Annotated in this window: 20 protein-coding genes; 19 read left to right on the top strand and 1 reads right to left on the bottom strand. The window is 40.0% G+C overall.

Going from position 1 to position 25,914, the window contains the following annotated elements; genetic code table 11:
* Positions 1–50: 50 nt before the first annotated feature.
* The 18 genes from MN210_RS01375 (at position 51) to MN210_RS01290 (ending at position 22,914) form a co-directional block, all read left to right on the top strand.
* Complete coding sequence (locus MN210_RS01375; RefSeq protein WP_338412426.1) at positions 51–482, top strand: low molecular weight protein-tyrosine-phosphatase; 432 nt, start codon at positions 51–53, stop codon at positions 480–482.
* Positions 483–559: 77 nt separating this feature from the next.
* Positions 560–2,818 (top strand): polysaccharide biosynthesis tyrosine autokinase, encoded by a 2,259-nt coding sequence (locus tag MN210_RS01370; protein WP_338412425.1) that lies wholly within the window; start codon positions 560–562, stop codon positions 2,816–2,818.
* A 59-nt stretch (positions 2,819–2,877) separates the two neighbouring features.
* Entirely contained in the window at positions 2,878–4,860 is a 1,983-nt protein-coding gene (locus MN210_RS01365; RefSeq protein ID WP_338412424.1) for a polysaccharide biosynthesis protein, read from the top strand.
* 40 nt (positions 4,861–4,900) lie between these two features.
* On the top strand, positions 4,901–6,187 hold the full coding sequence (gene tviB, locus MN210_RS01360; protein ID WP_241878981.1) for a Vi polysaccharide biosynthesis UDP-N-acetylglucosamine C-6 dehydrogenase TviB: 1,287 nt from the start codon (positions 4,901–4,903) through the stop codon (positions 6,185–6,187).
* Positions 6,188–6,260: 73 nt separating this feature from the next.
* Positions 6,261–7,286, top strand: a complete 1,026-nt coding sequence (locus tag MN210_RS01355; RefSeq protein WP_338412423.1) for an NAD-dependent epimerase/dehydratase family protein — start codon at positions 6,261–6,263, stop codon at positions 7,284–7,286.
* Between the two features lie 9 nt (positions 7,287–7,295).
* Complete coding sequence (locus tag MN210_RS01350; protein ID WP_338412422.1) at positions 7,296–8,591, top strand: oligosaccharide flippase family protein; 1,296 nt, start codon at positions 7,296–7,298, stop codon at positions 8,589–8,591.
* 42 nt (positions 8,592–8,633) lie between these two features.
* Positions 8,634–9,731 carry a glycosyltransferase gene (locus tag MN210_RS01345; protein WP_338412421.1) on the top strand — a complete coding sequence of 366 codons (1,098 nt, stop codon included), beginning with the start codon at positions 8,634–8,636 and terminating at the stop codon, positions 9,729–9,731.
* Positions 9,732–9,782: 51 nt separating this feature from the next.
* A complete protein-coding gene (asnB, locus tag MN210_RS01340) occupies positions 9,783–11,750 on the top strand; it encodes an asparagine synthase (glutamine-hydrolyzing) (protein ID WP_338412420.1) in 1,968 nt (655 codons plus the stop codon).
* Between the two features lie 198 nt (positions 11,751–11,948).
* Positions 11,949–13,307, top strand: a complete 1,359-nt coding sequence (locus MN210_RS01335) for a phenylacetate--CoA ligase family protein (RefSeq protein ID WP_338412419.1) — start codon at positions 11,949–11,951, stop codon at positions 13,305–13,307.
* A complete protein-coding gene (locus MN210_RS01330; RefSeq protein WP_338412418.1) occupies positions 13,300–14,436 on the top strand; it encodes an EpsG family protein in 1,137 nt (378 codons plus the stop codon). Before MN210_RS01335 ends, MN210_RS01330 begins: the two co-directional genes overlap by 8 nt.
* 53 nt (positions 14,437–14,489) lie before the next feature.
* Positions 14,490–15,632, top strand: a complete 1,143-nt coding sequence (locus MN210_RS01325) for a glycosyltransferase (RefSeq protein WP_338412417.1) — start codon at positions 14,490–14,492, stop codon at positions 15,630–15,632.
* Positions 15,629–16,558, top strand: a complete 930-nt coding sequence (locus MN210_RS01320) for a polysaccharide deacetylase family protein (RefSeq protein ID WP_338412416.1) — start codon at positions 15,629–15,631, stop codon at positions 16,556–16,558. Before MN210_RS01325 ends, MN210_RS01320 begins: the two co-directional genes overlap by 4 nt.
* Complete coding sequence (locus MN210_RS01315) at positions 16,551–17,597, top strand: GNAT family N-acetyltransferase (protein ID WP_338412415.1); 1,047 nt, start codon at positions 16,551–16,553, stop codon at positions 17,595–17,597. Before MN210_RS01320 ends, MN210_RS01315 begins: the two co-directional genes overlap by 8 nt.
* Before the next feature lie 12 nt (positions 17,598–17,609).
* Positions 17,610–18,749 carry a glycosyltransferase family 4 protein gene (locus MN210_RS01310; protein WP_338412414.1) on the top strand — a complete coding sequence of 380 codons (1,140 nt, stop codon included), beginning with the start codon at positions 17,610–17,612 and terminating at the stop codon, positions 18,747–18,749.
* 17 nt (positions 18,750–18,766) lie between these two features.
* Positions 18,767–19,381: a sugar transferase gene (locus MN210_RS01305; protein ID WP_241878966.1), complete on the top strand. Its 615-nt coding sequence runs from the start codon at positions 18,767–18,769 to the stop codon at positions 19,379–19,381.
* Positions 19,382–19,384: 3 nt separating this feature from the next.
* Complete coding sequence (locus MN210_RS01300) at positions 19,385–20,044, top strand: acetyltransferase (protein WP_241878965.1); 660 nt, start codon at positions 19,385–19,387, stop codon at positions 20,042–20,044.
* 95 nt (positions 20,045–20,139) lie between these two features.
* Positions 20,140–21,348, top strand: a complete 1,209-nt coding sequence (locus MN210_RS01295) for a DegT/DnrJ/EryC1/StrS family aminotransferase (RefSeq protein ID WP_338412413.1) — start codon at positions 20,140–20,142, stop codon at positions 21,346–21,348.
* Positions 21,349–21,453: 105 nt separating this feature from the next.
* Positions 21,454–22,914: a capsule assembly Wzi family protein gene (locus MN210_RS01290; RefSeq protein WP_338412412.1), complete on the top strand. Its 1,461-nt coding sequence runs from the start codon at positions 21,454–21,456 to the stop codon at positions 22,912–22,914.
* 88 nt (positions 22,915–23,002) lie between these two features.
* Here the strand turns inward: MN210_RS01290 and MN210_RS01285 are convergent, their stop codons facing one another.
* Entirely contained in the window at positions 23,003–24,346 is a 1,344-nt protein-coding gene (locus tag MN210_RS01285; protein WP_338412857.1) for a Na+/H+ antiporter NhaC family protein, read from the bottom strand.
* Positions 24,347–24,677: 331 nt separating this feature from the next.
* On the opposite strand from MN210_RS01285, the gene MN210_RS01280 reads away from it, so the two are divergent.
* Complete coding sequence (locus tag MN210_RS01280; protein WP_241878964.1) at positions 24,678–25,874, top strand: amino acid aminotransferase; 1,197 nt, start codon at positions 24,678–24,680, stop codon at positions 25,872–25,874.
* Positions 25,875–25,914 lie beyond the last annotated feature (40 nt).

The raw sequence follows: 25,914 nt of genomic DNA, 5'->3' as shown, positions 1-25,914 counted from the left end.
TGTATATTACATCAAATAGGCTAAATAGAAGTAGGTTGAGGATTAATCTTATGGCGTTTGAAAATATCTTGGTAGTGTGTGTCGGTAATATCTGCCGTAGTCCTATGGCAGAAGCGTTATTAAAGCAGCGCTTTCCTGACAAAAACATTGATTCTGCAGGTGTTGGGGCTTTGGTCGGTCATGGAGCCGATCCCGCTGCTATCGAAATTATGCAGCAGCAAAATATTGATATTACCGGTCATATCGCTAAGCAAATAGATGAAGATCTGGCTCTAAAATATGATTTAATACTCACCATGTCTGACGGACAAAATAAGTGGATTGAAGAACGCTTCCCTTTTTGCCGCGGTAAAACCTTTAAACTGGGTCATTGGCGTGATAAAGATATTGCCGACCCTTACAAACATGAGATGAGTGCATTTAAAACGGCATATCAAGATATCGTAAAAGGTATAGAGGATTGGCAGGATAAAATAAATTAACTTAACGCTATTTTTATTCTCGATATAAAAACCTGCCCATTGTTTAACTAGCAACTAATAAATAGTGAAAAAAACCTATGACTCAAACTGTGCCTCCCTCACCTAATGACAAAGCTATTAAAGATGACAACGAAATTGATTTAATGGCGTTACTATTGGCTTTGTTGCGTGGTTGGAAAACAATTTTAGCGGCTGCATTATTGGGGCTTTTATTAGGCGTTACCTATAGCCGTTATGTACAACCTACTTACCAAACCGATGCATTATTACAAATTGATAATAAATCAAAAAGTATTGCAGCTTTAGGTGCTAACATATCTGAGTTAGTGGGTGAAGAGTCTACTCCTGCAGAGACCGAGCGTGAGCTTATTAAATCACGTATGGTTCTACAGCCTGTAGTAGAGAAGTTGCACTTAGATATTAAGCTGCATAACCCAGAATTAAGTACTTGGGATCGTATCCTACACTCAAAAACACCGACTCAAACCAGTACAGAGCAAGGAGTCGTACTAGAAACAAGTAATGGAAGGGCACAAATTAGTCGTTTCGAGGTACCTTTAGCTTATGCAAATAGACCTTTTAGCTTAGTTAAAACATCTACAGGCTTCACTCTAAGCCTTGAGCTCAATGAAGAGGTAGTAGAATACAAGGGTAATATCGGTACGCCCACCACTTTTAAGACGCCAGACGGTGATATCACTATAGCAGTAAGCGCCTTACCTGCGACCGGTCATCCTGTTAACTTAACTAAAGTATCGACCCCTAACGCCATTGATGCTCTAAATAATGCTTTAGCTGTAGCGGAACGTGGCCAGAAAACTGGCATTATTCAATTAACCTTAACAGGAGAAGATCAAAAACAAGTTAGCCGTATATTAACAGATATTATTGAGTCCTATACCGCCCAAAACTTAGCTCGAGGCTCTCAACAAACCAGAACTACTATCGAGTTTATGGAATCACAGATTCCACAACTTAAACAAAAGCTTGAACAATCAGAAGAAGCCTTCAATAAATTCCGTGAACAGTATGGCACTATTGATGTTACTCAAGAAGCAGGTATTTTAATAAATGAAAGTGCTGCTATAGAAAAGCAAACCAGTGAGCTCAATCTAAAAAAAGCAGAGCTGCTTACTTATTATACTGAAGAGCATCCATTAGTTATTCAGATTAATGATCAACTCTCGGCTTTAAGTGAAAGACGCAGTCAGATCAAAGAAGGCATTTCTCGCTTACCTGAAATGCAGCGTGAATTTCTCCAGTTATCTCAAGACACTGAGATTAACCGCGAAATTTATCTAACCATGCTCAAAAACTATCAGCAATTGAAAATTGCTCAAGCCGGTGAGATTGGTTATGTAAGAGTGGTTGATATGCCTATCAATACTTATAAAGCTATTGCACCCAAAAAAGCACAAATCTGGGCCATTGCTTCATTGCTAGGCTTGCTTCTAGGGAGTTTATTAGTTCTTATTAAGAGCTTGCTACGTAATCCCGTTAAAGATCCAGAGCGTTTGGAAGCTAAAACAGGCGTACCCGTTATTGCCACCATTCCTCGTTCAAAAACATCTATCAACTTGATGAAAAATAACAAGAACAGTCGCCGCCTACTGGCCATGGTGGATCATGACGGGCTCAGCTATGAGGGTATTAAGAGTTTACGTACCTCTTTAATGTTTGCTATGCCGAAGGTAAGTAAGATATCAGCCGTATTAGGCACTCAATTAAATGATGCTAATAGTAAACAAGGTAAAATCATTGTTATCTCTGGTGAGGCGCCAAATATCGGCAAGTCTTTTATCTCTTCAAACTTAGCTGAAACTTTCTCTCAGCTGAATAAAAAGGTACTGATTATAGATGGTGACATGCGCCGCGGTGAATTGCATAAAATATTCACCATTACCCAAAATAATGGTTTAGGGGATTATCTAACGGAGTCTGCAGCGCACATAGCAGATTTTATCCAACCTACCAGCTTTGAGTTTATTGACTTTATGCCGCGTGGTAAGCATCCACATAACCCGGCGTCTCTACTATCAACAGATAAGTTTTCCAATATGTTAGCGCAGCTGGTGAATATCTATGACTATATTATCATTGATACACCGCCAGTATTAGCAGTCTCCGATGCTATTATTACCGCTCAGTATGCAGATAAAGTACTCATGGTGACTCGCTACAATCATTCTATAGAAGGACAGCTGGCCTATGCAGTTAAGCAGATGGATAAGGCAAATATTACGGTTGATGGTATTGTGTTAAATGACATGGTACAAAGCATTACCAGTAAGTATAGTTACCACTATAGCTATGCTTATGGCAACTCGAAAGATTAGTTTTAGTAACTTACTCTCTGCTAGTCTAGTCTCATAGCGAATATAACAGTGATATAACCATGCAACACAAAGATAAAGACACTCTGGCTAACACAGTAGCTGCTAATCCTGCTTCTTCAACTAAACTTAATGTCCTAGCAGAGAGCTTACTAGATTTATCCAGACCAATAAAACAGGCCATTTTATTAGTTGGTGATTATATCATCTCTATTATTTGCCTATTTTTAGCACTATCACTTCGTCAAGGCGTGCTCGATGTTAATGCTAGCCCTTTACTGGTCGCTTTATATGCTTTAGTACCGATTTTAGGCTTATATGTGGTTGGATTTTACCGCGGTGTAACTCGTATCTTCTTCGATACCGATATGCGCCGCGTGCTTAAGCTATTTGTCATTATTTTAATTGTATTTACCGTTGTCTACCTTTTTGACTTTATCACCAGTATCCCGCGCTCAGTCCCGCTATTGTATTTGTTTATGCTGTTTATCTGGCTGTGGGGCAGCCGGCTGTTTCTACGCGACTTATTACTGCGCTTACAAGGCAAGCCGGTTTATCAGGATTTACATAAAAGCGGTATCGAGCGCGACAATGTGCTTATCTATGGTGCTGGCTCATCAGGCACTGCGTTATTAGAAGCCTTACAAGACTCTCCTCGCTATCAAGTGGCTGCCTTTATTGATGATGACAATCGCTTAACGGGCGGGCATATCTTAAATAAAAAAATCTATCCCGCTACCGATATTGAAAGCTTGGTTGAAGACCTAAACATCGCCCAAGTATTTTTGGCGATGCCTTCGGTTAATCGCCAGCGTCGTCGTGAGATTATTAACGATTTAACCAATCTGTCTGTAAAAATCAAAGAGCTACCTAGCCTGCAAGATATAGCTGAAGGTAAGGTGACAGTCAGTACCATGCGCCGCGTCGATATCTTGGATGTATTAGATCGACAAACAGTTGATCCCGACCCTGTATTATTAGCTAAGAACATTAAAGGTAAGAATGTATTGGTAACGGGTGCCGGTGGCTCAATCGGCAGTGAGCTATGTCGCCAAATTATAAAAAATAAGCCTAAATGCTTGGTATTATACGAATTGTCTGAATACGCTCTGTATGCCATTCACCAAGACTTATTAGCTTGGCAGACAGCTAATCCAATGACTAGCGATAGTTCTCCTACACAGATCATCGCTCTATTGGGTAATGTGAACAACCAACAAAAATTAAACATGGTATTTAACGAATATGCGATTAATACCGTGTATCATGCGGCAGCTTATAAGCATGTGCCTATCGTAGAATATAACCCCTTTGAAGGCGTTATCAATAATGCCAAAGGTACGTATCATTGTGTCAAAGCAGCTAGTGAATCAAATGTAGAAACCTTTGTACTTATTTCAACCGATAAAGCGGTACGCCCTACCAATATCATGGGCGCTTCGAAACGCTTAGCGGAGCTGGTTTGTCAGGGCTTTAGTAATCAGCATCCTAAGACGAAAATCAGTATGGTACGCTTTGGTAATGTATTGGGCTCATCAGGCTCAGTGGTGCCTCTATTTACCAAACAAATCGCTAAAGGTGGCCCTATTACGGTCACTCATCCTGAAGTGACTCGCTACTTTATGACCATCCCAGAGGCTGCTAATTTAGTAATTCAAGCTGGTGCTATGGCAAAAGGCGGTGAAGTCTTCGTACTAGATATGGGCAGACCAGTAAAAATTGTTGATCTAGCGCGCCGCATGATTCACCTAAGTGGCTATGAAGTTAAAGATGAGAACAACCCTGCTGGTGATATAGAGATAGTCTTTAGTGGTCTACGCCCAGGCGAGAAGCTTTATGAGGAGCTGATCATCGGAGATGACAATATTGAGGCCACTCAGCATTCATTAATTATGCAAGCCCGTGAGCACAGCTTTGATCTCGCTGATATTGAGGACACGCTATCTGAATTGGCATCTAGAGCTCAATACCATGATGTGGGCTGGTTAAAGCAGCAATTTACTCATTATGTAGAAGGCTATACGCCAGAGTCTAATCTAAATTAAATAACCTTTATAAAATTCTATAAAAAGTAAAAGGACAGTTATGTTAAATGTTAACGATATAAAAATTGCAGTAATCGGCTTGGGCTATGTGGGTCTACCCTTAGCCGTTGAGTTTGGTAAAAAGAATCCAGTTATCGGCTTTGATATCAATCAACACAGAATCAAAGAGCTAAAATCAGGAACAGATCATACCTTAGAAGTCAGTGATGAAGAGCTCGCCAGTGCCAAACAACTGCAGTTTAGCTCAGACATCAATGAACTGGCTGAATGCAACTTTTATATCGTAACCGTACCTACCCCTATCGATGAATATAAACAACCTGATTTAACGCCTCTAATTAAAGCTTCTACTGCCATTGGTAGTGTGCTTAAAGCTGGCGACATTGTGGTATATGAGTCAACTGTCTACCCTGGTGCTACAGAGGAGGTCTGTATTCCTGAGCTAGAGCGAAGCTCGGGTCTCACTTTCAATAAAGACTTCTTTGCAGGCTATAGTCCAGAGCGCATTAATCCAGGCGATAAAGAGCACCGCGTTACTAACATTCTTAAAGTGACTGCAGGCTCTACTCCTGAAGTAGCAGATCTAGTAGATGATGTTTATAACTTGGTCATTACAGCCGGCACTCATAAAGCACCTTCTATCAAGGTAGCTGAAGCAGCTAAAGTTATTGAAAATACTCAGCGCGATGTCAATATTGCCCTAATCAATGAACTAGCCGTTATCTTTAATAAAATGGGCATTGATACTGAGGCCGTATTAACTGCGGCAGGTACTAAATGGAACTTCTTACCCTTCCGTCCAGGTCTGGTCGGTGGGCATTGTATCGGTGTCGATCCTTACTACCTCACTCATAAAGCTCAGGCCATTGGTTACAACCCAGAGATTATTTTGGCAGGTCGCCGCTTGAATGACAGTATGGGCGAATATGTGGTTACCCAATTAGTCAAAACTATGATTAAAAAGCGCATTCAGGTTGAAGGCGCAAGAGTTCTCATCCTAGGTCTAAGCTTCAAAGAGAACTGCCCTGATGTGCGTAATACCAAAGTGATTGATATCGTGCATGAGCTAAAAGAATATAACATCGATGTTGATGTGTTCGATCCTTGGGTTGATGCTGAAGAAGCTCAACATGAGTATGGTATTAGCCCTATCAATGATAATACTAACTTAGAGAATAATAGCTACGATGGTATTATCTTAGCAGTCGCACATCATCAGTTCGTAGAAATGGGCGTAGAGCAAATTAGAGCTCTCGGTAAATCTAATCATGTACTTTATGACTTAAAATACCTATTCAATAGTGATCTTAGTGATATTCGTTTGTAATATTATCTTGCTTATAAGTTAAACTCTAAGTAATAGATAGACTAAAATTTTAAAAATAAAAGAGTAAAGTCCTATGACCCAATATAAAAAGACTCAACAAGACTTAATTGCTGCGCCTAAGACCTGGCTTGTAACAGGGGTGGCTGGTTTTATTGGCTCGAACCTGCTTGAGACCTTATTAAAGCTAAATCAAACAGTAGTGGGTCTGGATAACTTCGCTACTGGCTATCAGAAAAACTTAGATGAGGTTCAAGGCTTAGTATCTAGTGAGCAATGGCAGCGCTTTAGCTTCATTGAGGGTGATATTCGTAGCTTTGCAGACTGCCAAAAAGCCTGCTCTGGCATAGACTATGTGCTACATCAAGCCGCCCTTGGTTCAGTACCTCGTTCACTTGCGGACCCTATCACCACCAATGACGTCAATATCTCAGGCTTCTTGAACATGCTAACTGCTGCCCGTGATGCAGAAGTAAAAAGCTTTACCTATGCCGCCAGTAGTTCAACTTATGGTGACCACCCTGGCCTACCTAAAGTAGAATACAAAATTGGTAAGCCCTTATCTCCTTATGCGGTCACTAAATATGTAAACGAGCTGTATGCTGATGTATTCGCTCGCTCTTATGGATTTAAGAGTGTTGGCTTGCGCTACTTTAACGTCTTTGGTCGTCGTCAAGATCCAGACGGCGCCTATGCTGCAGTAATCCCTAAGTGGACTGCTGCCATGATCAAAAACGATACGGTATTTATCAATGGCGATGGTGATACCAGCCGTGACTTCTGCTATATCGAAAATACGGTACAAGCTAATATCTTAGCCGCTACTACGCAAAATTCAGAGGCTATCAACCAAGTATATAACGTGGCTATAGGCGATCGTACTACACTTAATGAGCTGTTTAATGCGATTAAGTCAGCATTAGCAGATAACGGTGTAACTTACGAGCAGGAGCCGACTTATCGCGACTTTAGACCAGGCGATGTGCGTCATAGTCAAGCCGATGTCAGTAAAGCCAATAGCCTACTTGGATATGAGCCGAAATTTAATATCTCTCAAGGTATTGATGAAGCGATGGCTTGGTATGTTAGGAAACTAAAGTAGTCAGTTTCTATGAAATCTAATATATTCAAAAAACTTAGCAATAACAACTTAGCAAGAAATGTATTAATAGTCGCTAGCGGGACTGCTGCCGCCCAAATTATTGCTTTGATCTTAATGCCTATTATTACACGACTATATGGGCCGGAAAGCTATGGAAAACTAGGTGTTTTCATCACAGTAATAACGATATTAACACCTATCTCCACAATGGCATTACCTAGTGCAATCGTATTACCTGAAAAAGACTCTGAATCTAGGGCAATTGCTCGGCTTTCGCTTATTATTGCTCTGCTAGTCTCTACAATACTTAGTTTAGTGTTTATAGCAGCTAATGACTTATTAGTAAATCTCTCAACCTTCCAAAACCTTGGTAATTTGATTTGGTTTTTACCTTTAGCACTTTTATTCACCTCATGTCAAGATGTTTATACTCAGTGGATCATTAGAAAAAAAGAATTTAAAGATTTATCTAAAGTTTCAGTTAGTCATTCATTATTAAATTATGGGACACAAGCACTTATAGGTTTTAAATACCCTTTTACTTATATACTGATTGCAATTCATACTATTGGAATATTCGTTAGAGCTTTAATGCTATATTATTTTAGTAAAGATATTAGAAGCACTTCATTAAAGAGTGATCGTAATAGTAAACCTTCAGCCTTGAGAATACTGAGGAAGTACTACGACTTCCCAATGTATAGAGCCCCTGAAATGTTGCTCAGCGCAATATCCCAAGGTATGCCAGTTATTTTATTATCCACATACTTTAGTTTAACTATTGCAGGGTTTTATACACTTACACGAACAGTATTAGCCATTCCCATAAATTTATTAGGCTCCTCAATACAGAGTGTATTTTACCCACATTTTAATGAAGCTGTATTAAACAACTCTAAAACCACAAGTCTTTTAATGAAGCCTACTTTGACCTTACTATATGTAGGACTGGTACCACTTGTGCTAACCATATTCTTTGCACCTTTTGCTTTTTCTTTAGTCTTTGGAGATGAATGGTACGAAGCTGGCAAGTATGCACAATGGCTATCAATATGGTTTTTATTTACATTAGTCAGCCGACCGAGTATTTCCGCTATTCCTGTATTTAAACTTCAAGGATGGTTGTTGATATTCGAACTAATATCAACAATAGTGAAAATTCTGGCTTTGTTTATTGGTTATTACTATTTCAATAACCCAATCGTAGCCATATCACTTTTTAGTATTACTGGCTCGCTTGCTTTCTTAATTCTAATATTAAAAGTTTTTAAGCATGCAGCAACTTTGGATAATAAAATAAAATAGTAATTCATATCTTATAAATAAAATGACTATCTAGGAAGTTATATGAATAAAATTGCTTTATACATCCCATCAATGAACGGCGGTGGTGCGGAAAGAGTTATGTTAGCTCTTGCTAATGGGCTAGCTGAAAAAGATATTCAAGTCGATTTATTACTAAATAGAGTAGATGGCCCGTATCTGAAAGATGCATCAAAAAAAGTTAATATAGTTAATTTAAACACTTCAAGAACCCTTAGAAGTATATTGCCTTTAGCTAAATATCTACGTACAGAGAGGCCTAATGCTATTTTATCAGCTATGAACTACGTTAATATTGTAACAGTAATGGCTAAGTTGATTAGCAACTCGGATACCAAAGTTATTGTTAGCGAACACATCAATCTAACAGAATCCAATAAGTCATCAAGCACTATCACACACCATATCCTAAAACTTCTAATGAGCTACACTTATAACAAGGCTGATAAAATCGTAGCAGTATCTAATGGTGTTGCAGAATCCCTAATTCACGAAATTAATATAGAAGCGAATAAACTTACTACTATTTATAATCCAATTTTTTCAGAAGACTTAGTTAGACGTTCTGATGAGCCAGTTTCACATCCCTGGCTTAATGAAAACGCACTTCCATTGGTCTTAGCTGTAGGTAGGCTTACTCATCAAAAAGACTTTGCTACACTAATACATGCTTTTAAAAAAGTACTAAAAAACAAGGCCTGTAATTTAATTATTCTTGGAGAAGGAGAGCTTAGATGTGAATTAGAAAAATTAATCAAAGACTTAAATCTACAAGATAACGTACAACTTCCTGGGTTTGTTAATAATCCTTATGCATGGATGTCTAAAGCGGACCTCTTTGTACTCTCTTCAATATATGAGGGTTTTGGTAATGTCTTAGTAGAAGCTATGGCATGTGGTACCCCTGTAGTTAGCACAGATTGTCCTAGTGGCCCGAGTGAGATCTTGGAAAATGGTCGTTGGGGAAGCCTTGTTCCAACCAATGATCCTGATAGTTTAGCTGAAGCTATATTAAAAGCTTTGAATAATACTAAATTTAAATCAGAATTAGTAAAAAAACGAGCCGAAGATTTCAGTGTAGACAACTCCTTAAGTGGCTATATAGCAGTTTTTGCTCCATAGTAAAAACTTATTCTATCCTAAAAATTAATTGTAAACTAAGGAGCTTACATTATGTGTGGATTAACTGGCTTTCTAAAGGGCGCTTCTTTTTCTATGAGAGAAGATAGCTTAGTTATTTTGAAAACAATGACAGACTCAATAGTTCATCGAGGACCAGACTCAGAAGGTCATTGGATAGATAAGGATAATGAAATCGCTTTAGGTCATCGCAGATTATCTATATTAGATTTGAGCGATGCAGGACATCAGCCAATGCAGTCTGATGACAATAGATACGTCATTACTTTTAATGGTGAAATATATAACCATTTAGAAATTCGTTCAGAAATCGAGTCTAAATTTTCAGGAATCTACTGGAATGGTCATTCCGATACAGAAACGCTTCTAAAATCAATCGAGGTGTTTGGCTGGGAAGGTACTTTAACAAAACTTATAGGCATGTTTGCAATCGCGCTATGGGATAAAAAGAAAAGTGCGCTCTATTTAGCACGTGATAGATTTGGAGAGAAACCACTTTATTATGGCTGGCAAGGTGACACCCTTTTATTTGGTTCTGAATTAAAACCGCTCACCTTACATCCAGCTTTTGAAAAGAAGTTAAATAAAGGTGCTATAGGCCTGTTACTTAAGCACGGCTATATACCTACCCCCCACTCTATCTGGGATAATATATTCAAGCTACCCGCTGCGCACTATCTTATTATTACTGGAGGCGATACTAGTCCAAAACCTATTTGCTATTGGTCATTTAAAGATTTAGTAGAAAAGTCTGATTCCAATAAGTTGGATATTGGTGATGATTCTGCAGTAGAAAATCTGGAGAATCTATTAACAGAAAGCATCAAAAGACAGATGATCTCGGATGTTCCTTTAGGTGCCTTATTATCTGGAGGAGTAGACTCTTCATTAGTAGCTGCACTAATGCAAGATATCTCTGATATACCTATTAAAACGTTTAGCATTGGCTTTGAAGATCCAAAGTTTGACGAATCTAAACACGCAGAGGCTGTAGCTGATCATTTAGGTACGGATCACACCACTCTAATCATGGGACCAGGTGATTTATTAGACTTAGTACCTGAGATTGCGAAAATATACGATGAACCATTTGCAGATAGCTCACAGCTACCTACTACTATTGTATCAAGATTAGCCAAGCAGCATGTTACAGTGGCTTTAAGCGGTGATGCAGGTGATGAGACTTTTGGAGGATATAGCCGTTATTACTTAATACAAAAGCTATGGAAAAATTTAGACAAACTGCCTCATCCCCTACGTAACAAGCTGAGCACATTACTGACTACGATAACGCCTGAGCAATCTAATTTATTACTAGGTTGGCTCTTTAGCAGAGTTAAGCAAGCAGCGCTACCTGATAAGCTATATAAACTTGGGGAGCGCCTTGAAAATGTGGACTCATTCGAAAGTTTATACTTGGCATATGTCAGTGAAATTAATAACCCAACAAAATTAGTTAAAGGGTTAGATAGCTTGCCTCAATACTTACTAGGTAGTATTAACGAATGGCCTGAGCTAAACAATCCTATTGAGAAGCTGATGGCTTTAGACACCCTCACCTATTTAACCGATGATATTTTGGTAAAGGTGGATCGTGCAGCTATGTCCGCTTCATTAGAATTAAGAGCACCGTTCTTAGATCATAACTTAGTAAAGTATGCATGGCAGCTTCCTTTTGAATTTAAATATAGAGATGGTCAAACTAAATGGATTTTACGTCAAGTCTTATATAAGCATGTACCTAAAGAATTAATCGAAAGACCTAAACAGGGCTTTGGCGTGCCTTTAAATGATTGGCTCCGCGGACCACTAAAAGATTGGGCTGAAGATTTACTTAGTGTTCAGTTTTTAGAAGAACAAAATATCTTTCATACCGATGAGATTCGTAATATGTGGCGTCATCACTTATCAGGTACTAGGCATTATGGCGCAAGGCTATGGTCAATATTAATGTTCCAAGCTTGGTATAAAGAAAACTTTGAACTAAATAAAACTCCCTAGTATGTAATTTTAAACGATTGTTTTTTAATTAATAAGGTGTCAGTTGTGACTAATAATCGTACTAAAACTTTACTCTCAGACTGTTAATATATGCACAAAAAACTCAAGCATTTAGCAAAGATAAATTTATATTGAACCCCCTAACAAGAGCATTTACATAAGTAATCTCCAAACTTATGCAAGTTATCGGATTTAGCTATGAGCATTAAAGAGAAGTTATTTTCTAAGACTCCATATTTCATTCAAAACTCAGCTATTGCTTTGTTTAATAACTACCAGTATAAGATGCGTCATGGCGGCGTTTACAATGCTTTTAGAGATTATTATGCAAGAGCTGAATTAATGAATGAGTTTGAACTTCATAGAGAAATTGATGCGAAAAAAAATGAATTCTTTAATTATGTTGAAGCTAAATCTCCTTGGTACAAAAATTATAACTTTAATGAGTTTCAGTCACTACCAATTTTAGAAAAAAGTGATGTGATTAATAAATTAGCATTAATCCAAACTATTGATGAGAAAGATGGTGTTATAAGCTTAACTGGAGGAACAACCGGCGCCTCCATGAAAGTAGTTTATACTAAAAGTGATATGCAGGAACGTTTTGCGATATTAGATCACTTTAGAGCTAAGCATGGCTATGAGTTAGGCAAGAAAACGGCTTGGTTTTCAGGTAAAAACCTAATCTCTGAAAAACACCTGAAAAAAAACATCTGCTCTCACTACGACTTTCTAAATAAAATTAAATTCTATTCGACATTTCACATAAACCAAAAGAATTTTGATACTTATTGGAAGTCATTAAATAAGTTTCAGCCTGAATTTATTGTAGGCTTCCCTTCTAGTGTCTACGAAATATGTAAAATTGCTGATAAAAAAGGGCTTAAGTTGAAAAGAAAAGTTAAGGTTTTTTTCCCAACAGCAGAAACTGTACTACCTGAGCATAGGAAACTGATAGCTAAAGTGATGGGCTGTAAAACGGTCGATCAATATGCTTCATCAGAGGGCGCACCTTTCATCTTAGAATGCGCAGCAGGATCTTTGCATATTCACCCCTTAACAGGCATATTTGAAGTTGTAGATGAAAACCTAAAACCTTCTCTAGAAGGAGAGATGCTAGTTACTTCTTTCACAACACATGGTACTCCGCTTATTAGATATCGTATAGGAGATGGCATAAAACTAGCGCCTTCAAATATAAAGTGTGACTGTGGCTCAAGCTTTCCATTAGTTGAACGAATTGATGGTAGAACTACAGACTATGTTCTCTCGCCGACACATGGCAAGGTTAACCTAGGGAATATTAGTAATAGTACGAAAAATATAGAAGGTATAGTTAAGTTTCAAGTAATTCAGAGTAGCCTTGATAAGGTTAAGGTTTTAATAGTATCAAATGACAGCTTTACTCAAGCTCAAAGTCAAAAATTTAAAGCTGCACTAGAAGAAAGATTCGGCCCAAAGCTGTTGATTGAAGTAGAGCTAGTAGAGGAAATAACTAAAGAAAAAAGCGGTAAATTCAGATTAGTAAAAAACTTACTAGGTTCAAAAAATGTTTGAGTATAAGTTAGATTTTTACCAGAACCTATTAACTCTCACGATACTAATATTAGGGCTATTTCTAGTATTAGTCATTGGTGCCAAAAAAAAGGGGGATGTGGCCAAAATTCTCATACTATATGTATGGCATACTCTATTTGCAGCTATATATTACCTATTTTCACTATCTAATGTTTCAGATGCAAAAGGCTATTATAGAAGCTCAATAACTGAAGACTCTTTCCAGTTTTATCCAGGTAGTCCTTTTGTCAATTATATTGCATCAATATTTTCTCGTGGTATAGATGCAAGCTATCTGAATACAGCTTTAGTCTTCAGTATAATAGGAGCGCTTGGTCTTGTCCTTTTCTACCTGTCTTTAAAGAAATATCTAAACTCCTTATCATCGTATTGGTTTTTGATACTGCTGTTACCATCGATGAGTTTTTGGACCTCATCACTGAGTAAAGACTCAATATCTTTTTTTGCTGTATGTCTTTTGATTTATGCTATAACTACAAGTAAAAAGACTATACTACTATCATCTATTGCTTTTTTTGCGATGTTTATGGTTCGGCCTCATATTGGAGCATTGATTCTAGCTTCATATGTTATATACTTCATTATTAGAGCCAAAGTACACATTCTTTTTAAGGTTATAACTATCCCTGCCATATTAGCAGGGTTATTACTTTCTATCAGCTTTGTAGAACAGTATATAGGTTTAGACGAGTCATCTGCTGATGGCTATATGGACTATATTGATAAAAGAGAATCAGTTAGTCAAACAGGTGGTTCAGCAGTAGATATCAGTTCAATGAGCTATCCCATGAAAATGTTCACTTACACCTTTAGACCCCTACCGTTTGAGGCTCACAGTATAACCGCCTTGGTCAACAGTATTGAGAACACCCTACTTCTATTTGCCTTTATATATATTGTTATTAAAACCAGGTTTAAGCTTAGACCCTTTATACAAGATAAGAATATGTGGCTTTTTGCTTACTTAATGCTTACTTCTTCGGTGCTTGCCCTGACCACAGCAAACTTAGGTATTGCTACTAGACAGAAATGGATGTTTATGCCAGTTATTATATACCTACTAATTTATGTTTTTCATCAATACAGAACAGATTCCTTAAAAAACTAGCTAGGTGAATACTAAAATACTTTATTTGAATATTTTAAAAATAAGACAATACTATGAAAGTTATCCATATAATTACAGGTGGCAATGGCCGCGGTGGAGCAGAAGGTGCTCTTCTAAGACTTGTGAATCAGACATCTGATTCTATAGAGCATACTGTGTATACACTACAGGATATGCCTGACTATGCCCCTGATTTTTCAAAGGTTGGAATCAATTTAAAATCCCTAAATATAAAAGCTCCTAAACAGTTTGTTTTAAACCTAGCAAAGTTTAAAAAGGATATTCGTGAAATTCAACCTGACGTCATCCAGACTTGGATGCGCCATCCTAATTTCATGTTTGGGCTTATAGGTAAAAGTCTAGGTATCCCAGTTGTATGGAATATAAGACAAGGCACTCTTAATAGAAAAACTTTAGGCTTTAAAAATACAGTTATTCTAAAAGTTAATGCAGCCTTGTCTAAGAACATACCAACTAAAATAATAAACTGCTCTTTACGCTCTATTAATCTACATAAAAAAGAGGGTTATGCTGACAAATTCGTATATATTCCTAATGGCAGCTACATTGAGAAAAAGCTTTATTCAAAAGAATCTCCTAACTCAACAGCCTCTATTTTTACTTTAGGGCATGTCGGTAGATATAGCACAGCAAAAAACCATAAGCTCTTTATACATGCCTTTAGTCAATTTCATTCCGCTTATAAGGATACTTACGCCTTAATGGCAGGGCCAGGCGTAACCCTTAGTAACATAAACTTCGAGGAAAATTTCGCTTCGATACTAAATGATTCGTATGAGTTATTGGGCCAAATAGATACAAGAGAGGAACTTTCTGATATTTATAAGAGAATGGACTGCCTAGTATTAAGTAGTATTACTGAGGGCTTCCCCAATGTACTTATTGAAGCTATGAGCTTTGGTGTACCATGCATCAGTACCGATGTCGGTGATGCTAGAGAAATTATTGCAGATACAGGTTGGATTGTTCCGTCAGACGATCAGGAAGCACTAGAGAATGCTTTGGAAGAGGCTTATCACGAATATATGAGCTCCCCAGAGAAATGGGCAGCTCGCAGAAAGAAAGCTTATGACAGAGTTATCGAAAATTACTCAATCGAGAAAATGTGTGAGCGCTATATTGATGTATGGAATGAAGCAATAAATCAAAGTAACCATACCCGGAGAAAAAAATGAGTAAAGGGGTTTTTACCTTGTCGCTTGACTGTGAGGGGCTATGGGGAGTTGCTGATCATCTAGGCTCCTCTACGCAATCTATTAATCAAAACAGCCTCAGTGAAGTTTATTCGTATATTGATGACGTATTATCACACCACTCAATTAAAGCCACTTATGCCTTCACCACCCTCTTCACCCAGGATGAAGCTAACATCCTAAAATATAAAGACAGTATACAATCTTATATTAATGAGCAAGATGAATGGTATAAACATATCTTTAATACATTACATAACGGAAATTTGGACGGTTGGCTAGGCAGAGAATTCTATTTGCAAGCTAAGAAAAATAGTCATGAAATTGCTTGGCATGGTTTTACTCATCACCCATTAGGCGAAACTACCAAAAAAAATATCGTTAAATTTGAAGTCTCAGAGTCTCTTAAGGTATTTGAAAAAGAGAGTTTAGATGTGACTTCTATAGTATTCCCACGTAATGATGTGGGTCATTTAAATTTACTGGGTAACTCGGGCTTCGATGTGTATAGAAAAGGTGTAATAGAGCAATCTAGATTACATTCTAATAAATACTATAGAGTCCTTGACGAATTTAATGTATTAAAGTCATCACAAAAGTTTAAGTCATCTAAATCTAAAAAGACGCCTATGATAAGCTTGCCTGCAGGTTACTTTTTGAACTGGCCCAGTGGTCCAAGGCGACTCATACCTAGTGAGGTTACTTATAGACGATGGGATCACATATTAAGATCTGCGTCACGTCGCTCTGCACAGGCACATATGTGGTTTCATCCTCATAATATGATTACAGCTCCTAAAATGCGTGATACGTTTGAAAGTATAATAAAAAATATTTCTACTAGAATTGATAATGGTGAAATTCTAAATCTGACAATGGAAGAATGCAAAAGGTATTACAATGAATAATAAATGGATAGACAATGAGCAGGACCTAGAGCTGGTTAAGCAACTCTTTAATAACAATGATAGCCCTCGTACCCTACAACATTTGAAATGGCAATACATAGATAGTTATTGTCAAGAAGGTAGACTGGTACTAGGAGGCATTGATCCAACCCTATTAAAAGGCCTAACCGGTATCTATGCTATTTTTCAAAACAGATTTATATCTGACAATCAAAAAGTTACTGCCTCACAATCTCTAGATACCTTGGTTGCTCCTGAAGCCAGAGGTCAGGGGCTGTTTAACAAGTTAGCCTCACAAGTTTATGATGAGGCAAAAAACCGAGGTATCGCTTTTGTTTATGGATTTCCAAATGGTAACTCTGCCCATGGCTTCTTTAATAAACTAGACTGGATAAACTTAGACCCCATTCCTTTTCTAGTTTTACCCTTACGTTCACATTACATCTTATCAAAGATGCCTATTATAAATAAGGTATCTAATTTATTACCTAATATTACATATTTAAAGAAGATTAAGTATCAGACTAGTTTCGATATAGTCGAAAACATACCCATTGATTCTAATTACGATCAGCTATGGACTGCTTTTTCTAAAAAAATAAATACAGGCCTTATTAGGGACGCTAAATATGTCAATTGGCGACTCTCTCGCCCTGGTGAAGATTATCAGAATGTTGCTATACTCGATAACAAGGGTGAAATGCAAGCTATTTGTATTTACTCCCTTAAAGAGAAGCATGGTGGCTTAATAGGTTACATTATGGAGCTTATATACTTAGATGATAAATTAGGCTCTATTGCTTTGAATAAAGCTTTACAAAACTTAAAAGATAGTCATTGCGATGCAGTATTAGCGTGGAACTTTAATCACTCGCCTAACCATGCTGCATACAAAGCTAATGGCTTTTTACCACTACCTGAAAAAATCAGACCTATAGAACTACACTTTGGGGTTAGAATCTTTAATGAGAACCTGAGAGAAACCTTAAGCGATAGAAACAAATGGTACTTAAGCTATTTTGATTCTGATACGGTATAGGTGCGGTTAAAAATGAAATTTCTAATTATAGCCAGCTATCCAGGCTCTATCCTAAAGTTTCGTGGCGCTTTGATTGAAGCACTACAGAACAAAGGGTTTGAGATACATATTGCAGCCCCTGAATTTGGTAACCACCCAGAAGATGTTACAGCGCTTAAGAACCTAGGTTACAACCTTCATAATATACCACTGCAACGAACTGGCACGAATCCTCTAAAGGATGCTGCTGCGTTATCTGCACTATATTTAATAATGAAGAAAGTTACACCTAGCTATGTTATGAGCTATACAATCAAGCCTGTCATCTATGGAACACTAGCAGCCTGGGCAGCAAAGATTCCTAACCGCTATGCCCTAATAACGGGGTTAGGCTATGCCTTTCAACAGGTTGAAGAAACAGGTCATCGTAGTAAACTACAGAAACTTATACATGGACTGTATAAGCAGGCTCTAGCTAAGACGTCCAAAGTATTTTTTCAGAATCCGGATGATTTAAACCTGTTTAAACAGCTAGAGCTTATTTCTTCTGCTACGCCTACTGCAGTGGTCAATGGATCGGGGGTAGATATTTCCGAATATGAAATTGCACCCTTACCTATCACAGATGATCAAACTACCGAACTCAGATTTCTGATGATTGCACGCCTGCTTGGAGATAAAGGTGTCAGAGAATATGTTCAAGCTGCCAAACGTATTAAGGCAAAATATCCTCAAACTCAATTTGACTTGGTCGGTTGGATTGATGACAATCCTGATAGTATAGAGCAGCAAGAGTTAGATAGCTGGATTAAAGACGGAACTATCAACTTCTGGGGTAAGCTTGCAGATGTTAAGCCCGCCATCGCTGCCAGTTCCATCTATGTTCTACCCTCCTATAGAGAAGGTACGCCTCGTACAGTGCTAGAGGCCATGGCCATGGGTAGACCAATCATTACTACCGATGCACCAGGCTGCCGAGAGACGGTAACAGATGGGGTTAATGGCTTCTTAGTACCTGTTAAATCAGTAGTTGGATTAACAGAGGCTATGGAGAAATTTATAACTGATCCTGGTTTAATTAATACCATGGGTAAAGCGTCTCGTAAAATTGCTGAAGAAAAATTCGACGTACACGCTGTCAATAACTTTATGCTCAAAGAAATGGGGCTATAGCTTACAAGGTCATTCATATGCTCAAAAGACTAATCGACATTACTGCCAGTAGCGCTGCATTAGTAGTACTATCCCCCGTCTTAGCGGCGACTGCTTATAAAGTTAAAAAGAACTTAGGCTCTCCTGTCTTATTTAAACAGACTCGTCCGGGGTTAGATGGTCAGCCATTTGAAATGATAAAGTTTCGCACCATGAAGGACTCGACTGATAAAGACGGTAATCTATTACCAGATAGTGAACGTCTGACGCCATTCGGTCAGAAACTACGCAGTACCAGTCTTGATGAGCTGCCTGAGCTTTGGAATGTGCTAAAAGGTGATATGAGCTTGGTTGGCCCTCGCCCACTGCTTATGGAGTACTTACCTTTATATAACAGTGAACAGGCTCGTCGACATAAGGTGCGCCCAGGCGTAACAGGCTATGCTCAAGTCAACGGTCGAAATGCGATTAGCTGGGAAGATAAATTTGCGCTAGATACTTGGTATGTAGATAATCAGTCTTTATGGTTGGATATCAAAATTCTAGCAAAGACCGTTAAACAAGTGCTTATTAAGGATGGTATTAGTGCTGAAGGCGAAGCCACAATGAGTAAGTTTACTGGTACAGCTGCTACTAATGAGCTGGCTCAATAGATTATGGATTATCTATATGGTATATATGGCGCTTCGGGCTGTGGTCGCAGCTTGATGCCTGTTGCTGTTGAGCAACTAAAACGTGATGGCTTATATGAACAAGCCAAAATTGTCTTTATCGATGATGCTCTAGAAGAAGATACGTTAGTCAATGGCTATACAGCCATGAATTATAAAAAATTTAAATCGATTAAAGTCAGGAACAAGCAAGTTCTTATTGCCATTGCTAACAGCTCCATTCGTGAAAAAATTGCCGATAAGCTTGCTGCGGATAATATCCCTTTGTGGACTATCTTAGCGGATAGCAGTATCATCATGGACGCAGTAGAACTAAAAGAAGGGGCAGCACTCAGCCCTTTTGTCACTATAGGCTCTAATGTGCGTATTGGTAAATGCTTTCATGCAAATTTATATAGTTATGTAGAACATGACTGTGTTATCGGCGACTATGTGACCTTTGCACCAAGAGTTAGCTGTAATGGTAATATCCATATCCATGACCACGCCTATATCGGTACAGGAGCTGTCATCAAGCAAGGCATTCCTGATAAGCCTTTAGTTATTGGTAAAGGTGCTATCGTTGGTATGGGCGCTGTAGTCACTAAAGACGTTCCTGCTGGTGCAGTTGTGGTTGGTAACCCCGCCAGACCCTTGGTAAAATAACCTATTGTATCGTTAAATTTGAACCTCCTGATGTTAGAACTCAGTGATTTTCTACTATAAATGCTATTAAAAACTGTAAAGGTATAGTAATCCCCATGCTAAACACTCAATTCCAACCTTGGCCTAGTTTTACCCAAGAAGAGGCTGATGCTGTCAGCCGTGTGCTACTATCAAATAAAGTCAACTACTGGACGGGTAATGAGAGCCGTGAGTTCGAGCGTGAGTTTGCTCAGTGGGCCGATAGCAAATACGCAGTAGCGGTGGGTAACGGTACTTTAGCCCTAGATGTCGCCTTGCAAGTATTAAATTTACAGCCAGAGGACGAAGTGATTGTTACCCCACGCACCTTTATCGCCAGTATCTCAAGCGTGGTAAATGCTGGTGCTAAACCTGTATTCGCTGATATTGATGCTGACAGTGGTAACATCTCACCCAAAACTATTGAAGCAGTTATTACGGACAAGACCCGTGCCATCGTTTGTGTCCATTTAGCAGGCTGGCCATGTGATATGGATGGTATCATGGCATTAGCGGAGAAACACAATCTGTATGTGATTGAAGACTGTGCTCAAGCACATGGTGCCAAATACAAAGGTCGTAGTGTCGGTAGCATTGGTCACTTCGGCGCTTGGAGCTTCTGCCAAGATAAAATTATGACCACTGGTGGTGAAGGCGGTATGGTTACCACCAACGATGAAGCACTATGGCGCAAGATGTGGGCCTATAAAGATCATGGTAAGAGCTATGCTGCCGTGTATGAGACCGAGCATGCCCCAGGTTACCGCTGGCTACATGAAAGCTTCGGTACCAACTGGCGCATTACCGAGATGCAATCTGTTATCGGCCGCATCCAATTAACAAGAATGGCTGAATGGACTACCAAACGTACTGCAAATGCCCATGCTATTCTGCAAGCCTGCAAGCCTTGGGAACAAAAAGGCTATCTCAATGTGCCTGTGATGGAGCAGACGCCAGGCTTTGAAGATTGCACTCACGCTTACTACAAACTGTATGTCTATGTTCGCCCAGAGAACTTACCTGAAGGCTGGTCACGCGATCGTATTATCGACGAAATCAATACATTAGGAGTCCCTTGCTACTCCGGCTCTGCCTCTGAAGTATATTTAGAAAAAGCTTTCGATAATACAGGCTTACGCCCAGAACCAAGATTACCTGTGGCCAAACAATTGGGGGAAACGAGCTTAATGTTTTTGGTACACCCCACTCTATTAGATAGTGAAATTGAAAAAACCGTTGACGCTATTAATACTGTATTCTCGAAATTAGATATGGATAGACTTTAGATAAGTTATCTATGCCGCCTATAATAGTAGCTTTACTTAACTATTATCATTATTATAAGCCACCAGACAATTTTTAAACCTCCCTATTGCTCAAGGCCCTACCCTATGAAAAAGACCTTTACATTGAAAAAGCTGAGTGTGCTACTAAGCCTAAGCTTAGTAGGTACACTGGCTAGTGCTCAGAACTTACAGATGAATGACATGAGCTTAAAGTCAGAGCTAGACTGGCTAAGAGCGCAAGGCGTGATTCAAATCAGTACCAGTACTTGGCCTTTGACCGCCAATGAAATTAATAGAGCATTGGCTAAGGCAGATATTCGCACTGCTGAGCAGCAGCAAATTGTGCAGTCTATTCGCTATACGCTAGGTAAAGAGCCAAAGTCTTTAGTGAACACTAAAGTGTCAGCTTATGCGCAAACTGATAGAGAACAGCTACCACAAAGCTTTGCTGACGATAAGACAGCCAACTTCCAAGCCAGCGCACAAGCCAGCTTGAGTGAAGAGGATTGGGAAGTCAACCTTCGGGCTAATGTCAAAGACAAAGACATGATTGATGATGAAGACTTAAGCTTTGAAGGCTCATACCTGGCGGGCAAGTATGCCAATCAGTGGCTTATTGCGGGTCAAATTCCTACTTGGTGGGGACCAGGGCATGATGGCAGCCTTATCCGTGGTGATGCCAGCAAACCTGTCGTCGGTGTCACTATGCAGCGTGATGTCCAAGCAGCACCGAGCCATCCTTATCTAAACTGGATAGGTCCTTGGCAATATCAACTATTCGCCGGCCAATTAGATGATTATAAAGCTGTCCCTGATACAAAACTAATCGGGATGCGTCTAACGGCTAGCCCAACAGAATGGCTAGAAGTCGGCGCTTCACGTACCTTTATGTGGGGCGGCGATGGACGTCCTGAAAGTGCCAGTTCATTTTGGGATGCGTTAAAGGGTAATAAAGATAATGGGGGTCGCGATGGGGGTGACCCAGCTAACCAATTGGCCGGGTTTGATGCTCGTGTTAACCTAGCACCTTTGGTTAATGCACCCGTAAGTGTCTATGGACAATACATTGGTGAGGACGAAGCTGGCGGCCTACCTGCCAAGAATATGTATTTAGCAGGTGCTGACTTTGCTTCGAGCTTGAATACATCAACTATGGGCGCTATGCCTTATCAGTTATACACGGAATGGACGGATACCCGTACCAGTGGTAAGGTTGGTAATGCCTCATATAATCACTCAACGTATACCGATGGCTACTATCAACATGGATACCCTCTCGGATATGCTCTGGGTGGAAACGCTGAGAGCATTGCTGTAGGCGGTAAGCTATGGGTAAACAACCAAAACTTTATTAACACTAAGCTACAGCATGCCAAAGTCAACCCTAGAAACCACACTACTAACCAAGCTTTCCCAGAGTCAGACAAGCTAACTGTATTAGATGTTGCTTGGGAACACCAGCTAAATCCAAAAACTACCATTTCTAGTCGTGCCTGGGTATCTGACTCAGATATCCACTCAACTGATGTGGGCGGCGGTATTGGTGTTGAGTTTGCTAACTTTTAGCCTTTAATAATATCTTTGTATTTGAAAAGCTCTCAACCTTAACGGTTTAGAGCTTTTATTTTATATACTAGATATATTTCCCTTCTGTCTAAACGTTATCATCCAACCGGCTAATAGTCACCCCACTAAAGCCAAATAAAATAGTCAGCAGCAGCGATAAATAACAAAAGAACGCATACGGCAGATATTCTAACACTGGCACCTCAAGCGCTTGGCTAATAAACACCCCACACACACTCCATGGCACCAAAGGATTAATCACCGTACCCGCATCTTCAATGGTACGTGATAAGTTCTTAGGATGTAAGCTCAAACGCTCAAAAGTCGGGCGAAATGCCGTCCCTGATAACAAGATACTTAGATACTGCTCGCCAATAAGCACATTGATGCTAAGAGCTGACATAGCCGCTGCAAAGATGGCCTGGCCGGCTGTGGCCAATTTATCGCGCATGCCAGCCAGCAAAGCCGGCAAAATACCCAGTTTTTTTAACAATCCGCCCAGACTTAACGCTAAGATCACAATGGTCTGCGTAAAGAACATACTTTGGATACCGCCACGAGTCAACATACCCCCTACCTCGCCCAACTCTAAATTTGCAGCAGGCGCATATCCGGCAAACAGATAACCACCCAATTGCTCGATACTGGGTGAGCTGTGTATATAAGTAATCATCAAGGCACTGATAATGGTGCAAATAATGGTATAGATGGCATTGACTCGAAACATGGCCAACACTATTAATACCACAAACGGCAGTACGGCATAGCGGTGTACCAAGCCACTGGCGACAAGCTGATTTTGTAGTACAGTGACTTGGCCTAAATTGGCGATTTGCATCGGTCCGGTTAACATCCAAAACAGCAGCACGCTAATGATCCAAGCTGGCACCGTGGTATACATCATATTGCGTAAGTGCTCAAACAGATCAATACCCACCACAGACGACGCAATGGTACCGGTATCAGACAGCGGCGACATCTTATCACCGAAGAAGGCCCCAGAGACCACCGCGCCTGCCGCAATGGCCACATTGGCATCAAAGGCATTACTCATGCCGATAAAGGCCACGCCAAGCGTCGCTACCGTGGTCAAGCTGCTGCCTAAGGCAATACCAATAATAGAAGTGAGCACAAAGGCTGAAATATAATAAAACCGTGGAGAAATCAGCTCAAAGCCGAAGTACATCAAGGTGGGAATGGCCCCAGACATCATTAACGCCGCCACCATAAGCCCGATAAAGAAAAACAGATAGATAGCGCCGCTGCCACTGACCACCCCATCTGTCATCGCCGACTGTAGATGGGTAAAGCTCAATCCTCTTAGCCGCCCCATTAATAACAAAAAGCAAATCGCTAATAATAATGACAGATGCGGCACCCAGCCAAAGCCAATCATGGTCACGCCCATAATTAAAACCACCCATCCAGCCATCACAAAGGCTTGGATGGGCGACAGCTGTGGATCGGGCTGCGGCGAGTGGCTTGATAGCTGAGTGAAAGTAGGGTTAGGTGTTGACTGGGGGTGATGAGTAGAGTCGGTGTGATCAGGCTGAGCGGGGGTATTTGATGACATACACTATCCGTTTGATAAGCGACGTGGCATAAAAAGCGCCCATAATAGCAATTTTTTGAGCAATTACATAAGCTTTGGCACAATAAGCGTGCAAACAATTGGATTATGGCTCAATCTAACATTGAGTTAACCGCCAATCTAGTTTATTCTTTTAGAGTGTGTGACCTACAACCTTCTGAAAGGAAATAAAATGTTTGAACGTGTCGATTTTTATGCTGGTGACCCAATCTTAGGCCTTATGGTTGAATATGCTAATGACAGCAACCCCAATAAAGTAAACCTTGGCGTTGGCGTTTATTATGATGAAAATAACGTATTGCCAGTGCTTGAGTGTGTAAAGACTGCTGAGCAGCGCATTGCTGACCCTATCTCTGCCCGCCCTTATTTGCCTATGGAAGGCTTACCTGGCCATCGTAAAGCGTGCCAGGACTTATTGTTTGGTAAGGACGCACAAGTATTACAAGACAAGCGTGTCGCGACCATTGCGACCATCGGGGGCTCAGGCGCTCTAAAAGTCGGTGCAGACTTTATCAATGCTTGGTTCCCTCAAGCCAAATGCTACGTCAGCGACCCAACCTGGGGCAACCACATCTCTATCTTTGAGGGTAGCGGCATCGAAGTGGGTAAATACCCCTACTATGACAAAGCCACCGGCACTGTCAAATTTGACGAGCTTATCGCCTTTTTTAACACCTTAAACAAAGACGACGTGGTGCTATTACACCCCTGCTGCCACAACCCTACTGGTGTTGACTTAACACAAGCCCAGTGGGATGAGCTACTACAAGTGGTTCAACAGCGTGAGCTTATTCCGTTTATGGACATCGCCTATCAAGGCTTTGGCGAAGACATGGACAGCGATGCTTATGCCATCCGTAAAGCGGTAGATATGGGTCTGCCCTTATTTGTCAGTAACTCATTTTCAAAGAACTTATCACTTTATGGCGAGCGTGTCGGCGGCCTATCTGTGGTCTGCCCAACTGAAGAAGAAGCCGAGCGTGTATTCGGTCAGCTTAAATTCACCGTTCGCCGCATCTACTCAAGCCCACCATCACATGGCGGCCGCGTTGTAGACATCGTGATGAATGATGAAGCGCTGCACAAACAGTGGGTTGGTGAAGTTTATGGCATGCGTGATCGCATCAAAGCCATGCGCTTAAAGCTAAAATCAGTACTAGAGACCAAAGTACCAGGTCGCAACTTCGACTACCTAACCACGCAAAATGGTATGTTCAGCTTCACAGGCCTAACTCCTGAGCAAGTAGAACGCCTAAAAACTGAGTTCGGTATCTACATGGTGTCAAACTCACGTATGTGCGTGGCCGGCTTAAATGGCAACAACATCGACTATGTGGCCAATGCCATGGCAGAAGTCTTAAAAGACTAATAGCCAATCTGATTTAAACATTAAGTATCAAAAAGCTGAG

This window comes from Psychrobacter raelei (assembly GCF_022631235.3).
GTDB lineage: Bacteria > Pseudomonadota > Gammaproteobacteria > Pseudomonadales > Moraxellaceae > Psychrobacter > Psychrobacter raelei.
This window is presented reverse-complemented; position numbering and strand designations above follow the sequence as displayed.

Coding starts and splice junctions, on each gene's coding strand:
- MN210_RS01375 (WP_338412426.1), top strand. CDS start 51: ATGGCGTTTGAAAATATCTTGGTAGTGTGTGTCGGTAATATCTGCCGT.
- MN210_RS01370 (WP_338412425.1), top strand. CDS start 560: ATGACTCAAACTGTGCCTCCCTCACCTAATGACAAAGCTATTAAAGAT.
- MN210_RS01365 (WP_338412424.1), top strand. CDS start 2,878: ATGCAACACAAAGATAAAGACACTCTGGCTAACACAGTAGCTGCTAAT.
- tviB (WP_241878981.1), top strand. CDS start 4,901: ATGTTAAATGTTAACGATATAAAAATTGCAGTAATCGGCTTGGGCTAT.
- MN210_RS01355 (WP_338412423.1), top strand. CDS start 6,261: ATGACCCAATATAAAAAGACTCAACAAGACTTAATTGCTGCGCCTAAG.
- MN210_RS01350 (WP_338412422.1), top strand. CDS start 7,296: ATGAAATCTAATATATTCAAAAAACTTAGCAATAACAACTTAGCAAGA.
- MN210_RS01345 (WP_338412421.1), top strand. CDS start 8,634: ATGAATAAAATTGCTTTATACATCCCATCAATGAACGGCGGTGGTGCG.
- asnB (WP_338412420.1), top strand. CDS start 9,783: ATGTGTGGATTAACTGGCTTTCTAAAGGGCGCTTCTTTTTCTATGAGA.
- MN210_RS01335 (WP_338412419.1), top strand. CDS start 11,949: ATGAGCATTAAAGAGAAGTTATTTTCTAAGACTCCATATTTCATTCAA.
- MN210_RS01330 (WP_338412418.1), top strand. CDS start 13,300: ATGTTTGAGTATAAGTTAGATTTTTACCAGAACCTATTAACTCTCACG.
- MN210_RS01325 (WP_338412417.1), top strand. CDS start 14,490: ATGAAAGTTATCCATATAATTACAGGTGGCAATGGCCGCGGTGGAGCA.
- MN210_RS01320 (WP_338412416.1), top strand. CDS start 15,629: ATGAGTAAAGGGGTTTTTACCTTGTCGCTTGACTGTGAGGGGCTATGG.
- MN210_RS01315 (WP_338412415.1), top strand. CDS start 16,551: ATGAATAATAAATGGATAGACAATGAGCAGGACCTAGAGCTGGTTAAG.
- MN210_RS01310 (WP_338412414.1), top strand. CDS start 17,610: ATGAAATTTCTAATTATAGCCAGCTATCCAGGCTCTATCCTAAAGTTT.
- MN210_RS01305 (WP_241878966.1), top strand. CDS start 18,767: ATGCTCAAAAGACTAATCGACATTACTGCCAGTAGCGCTGCATTAGTA.
- MN210_RS01300 (WP_241878965.1), top strand. CDS start 19,385: ATGGATTATCTATATGGTATATATGGCGCTTCGGGCTGTGGTCGCAGC.
- MN210_RS01295 (WP_338412413.1), top strand. CDS start 20,140: ATGCTAAACACTCAATTCCAACCTTGGCCTAGTTTTACCCAAGAAGAG.
- MN210_RS01290 (WP_338412412.1), top strand. CDS start 21,454: ATGAAAAAGACCTTTACATTGAAAAAGCTGAGTGTGCTACTAAGCCTA.
- MN210_RS01285 (WP_338412857.1), bottom strand. CDS start 24,346: ATGGCTGGATGGGTGGTTTTAATTATGGGCGTGACCATGATTGGCTTT.
- MN210_RS01280 (WP_241878964.1), top strand. CDS start 24,678: ATGTTTGAACGTGTCGATTTTTATGCTGGTGACCCAATCTTAGGCCTT.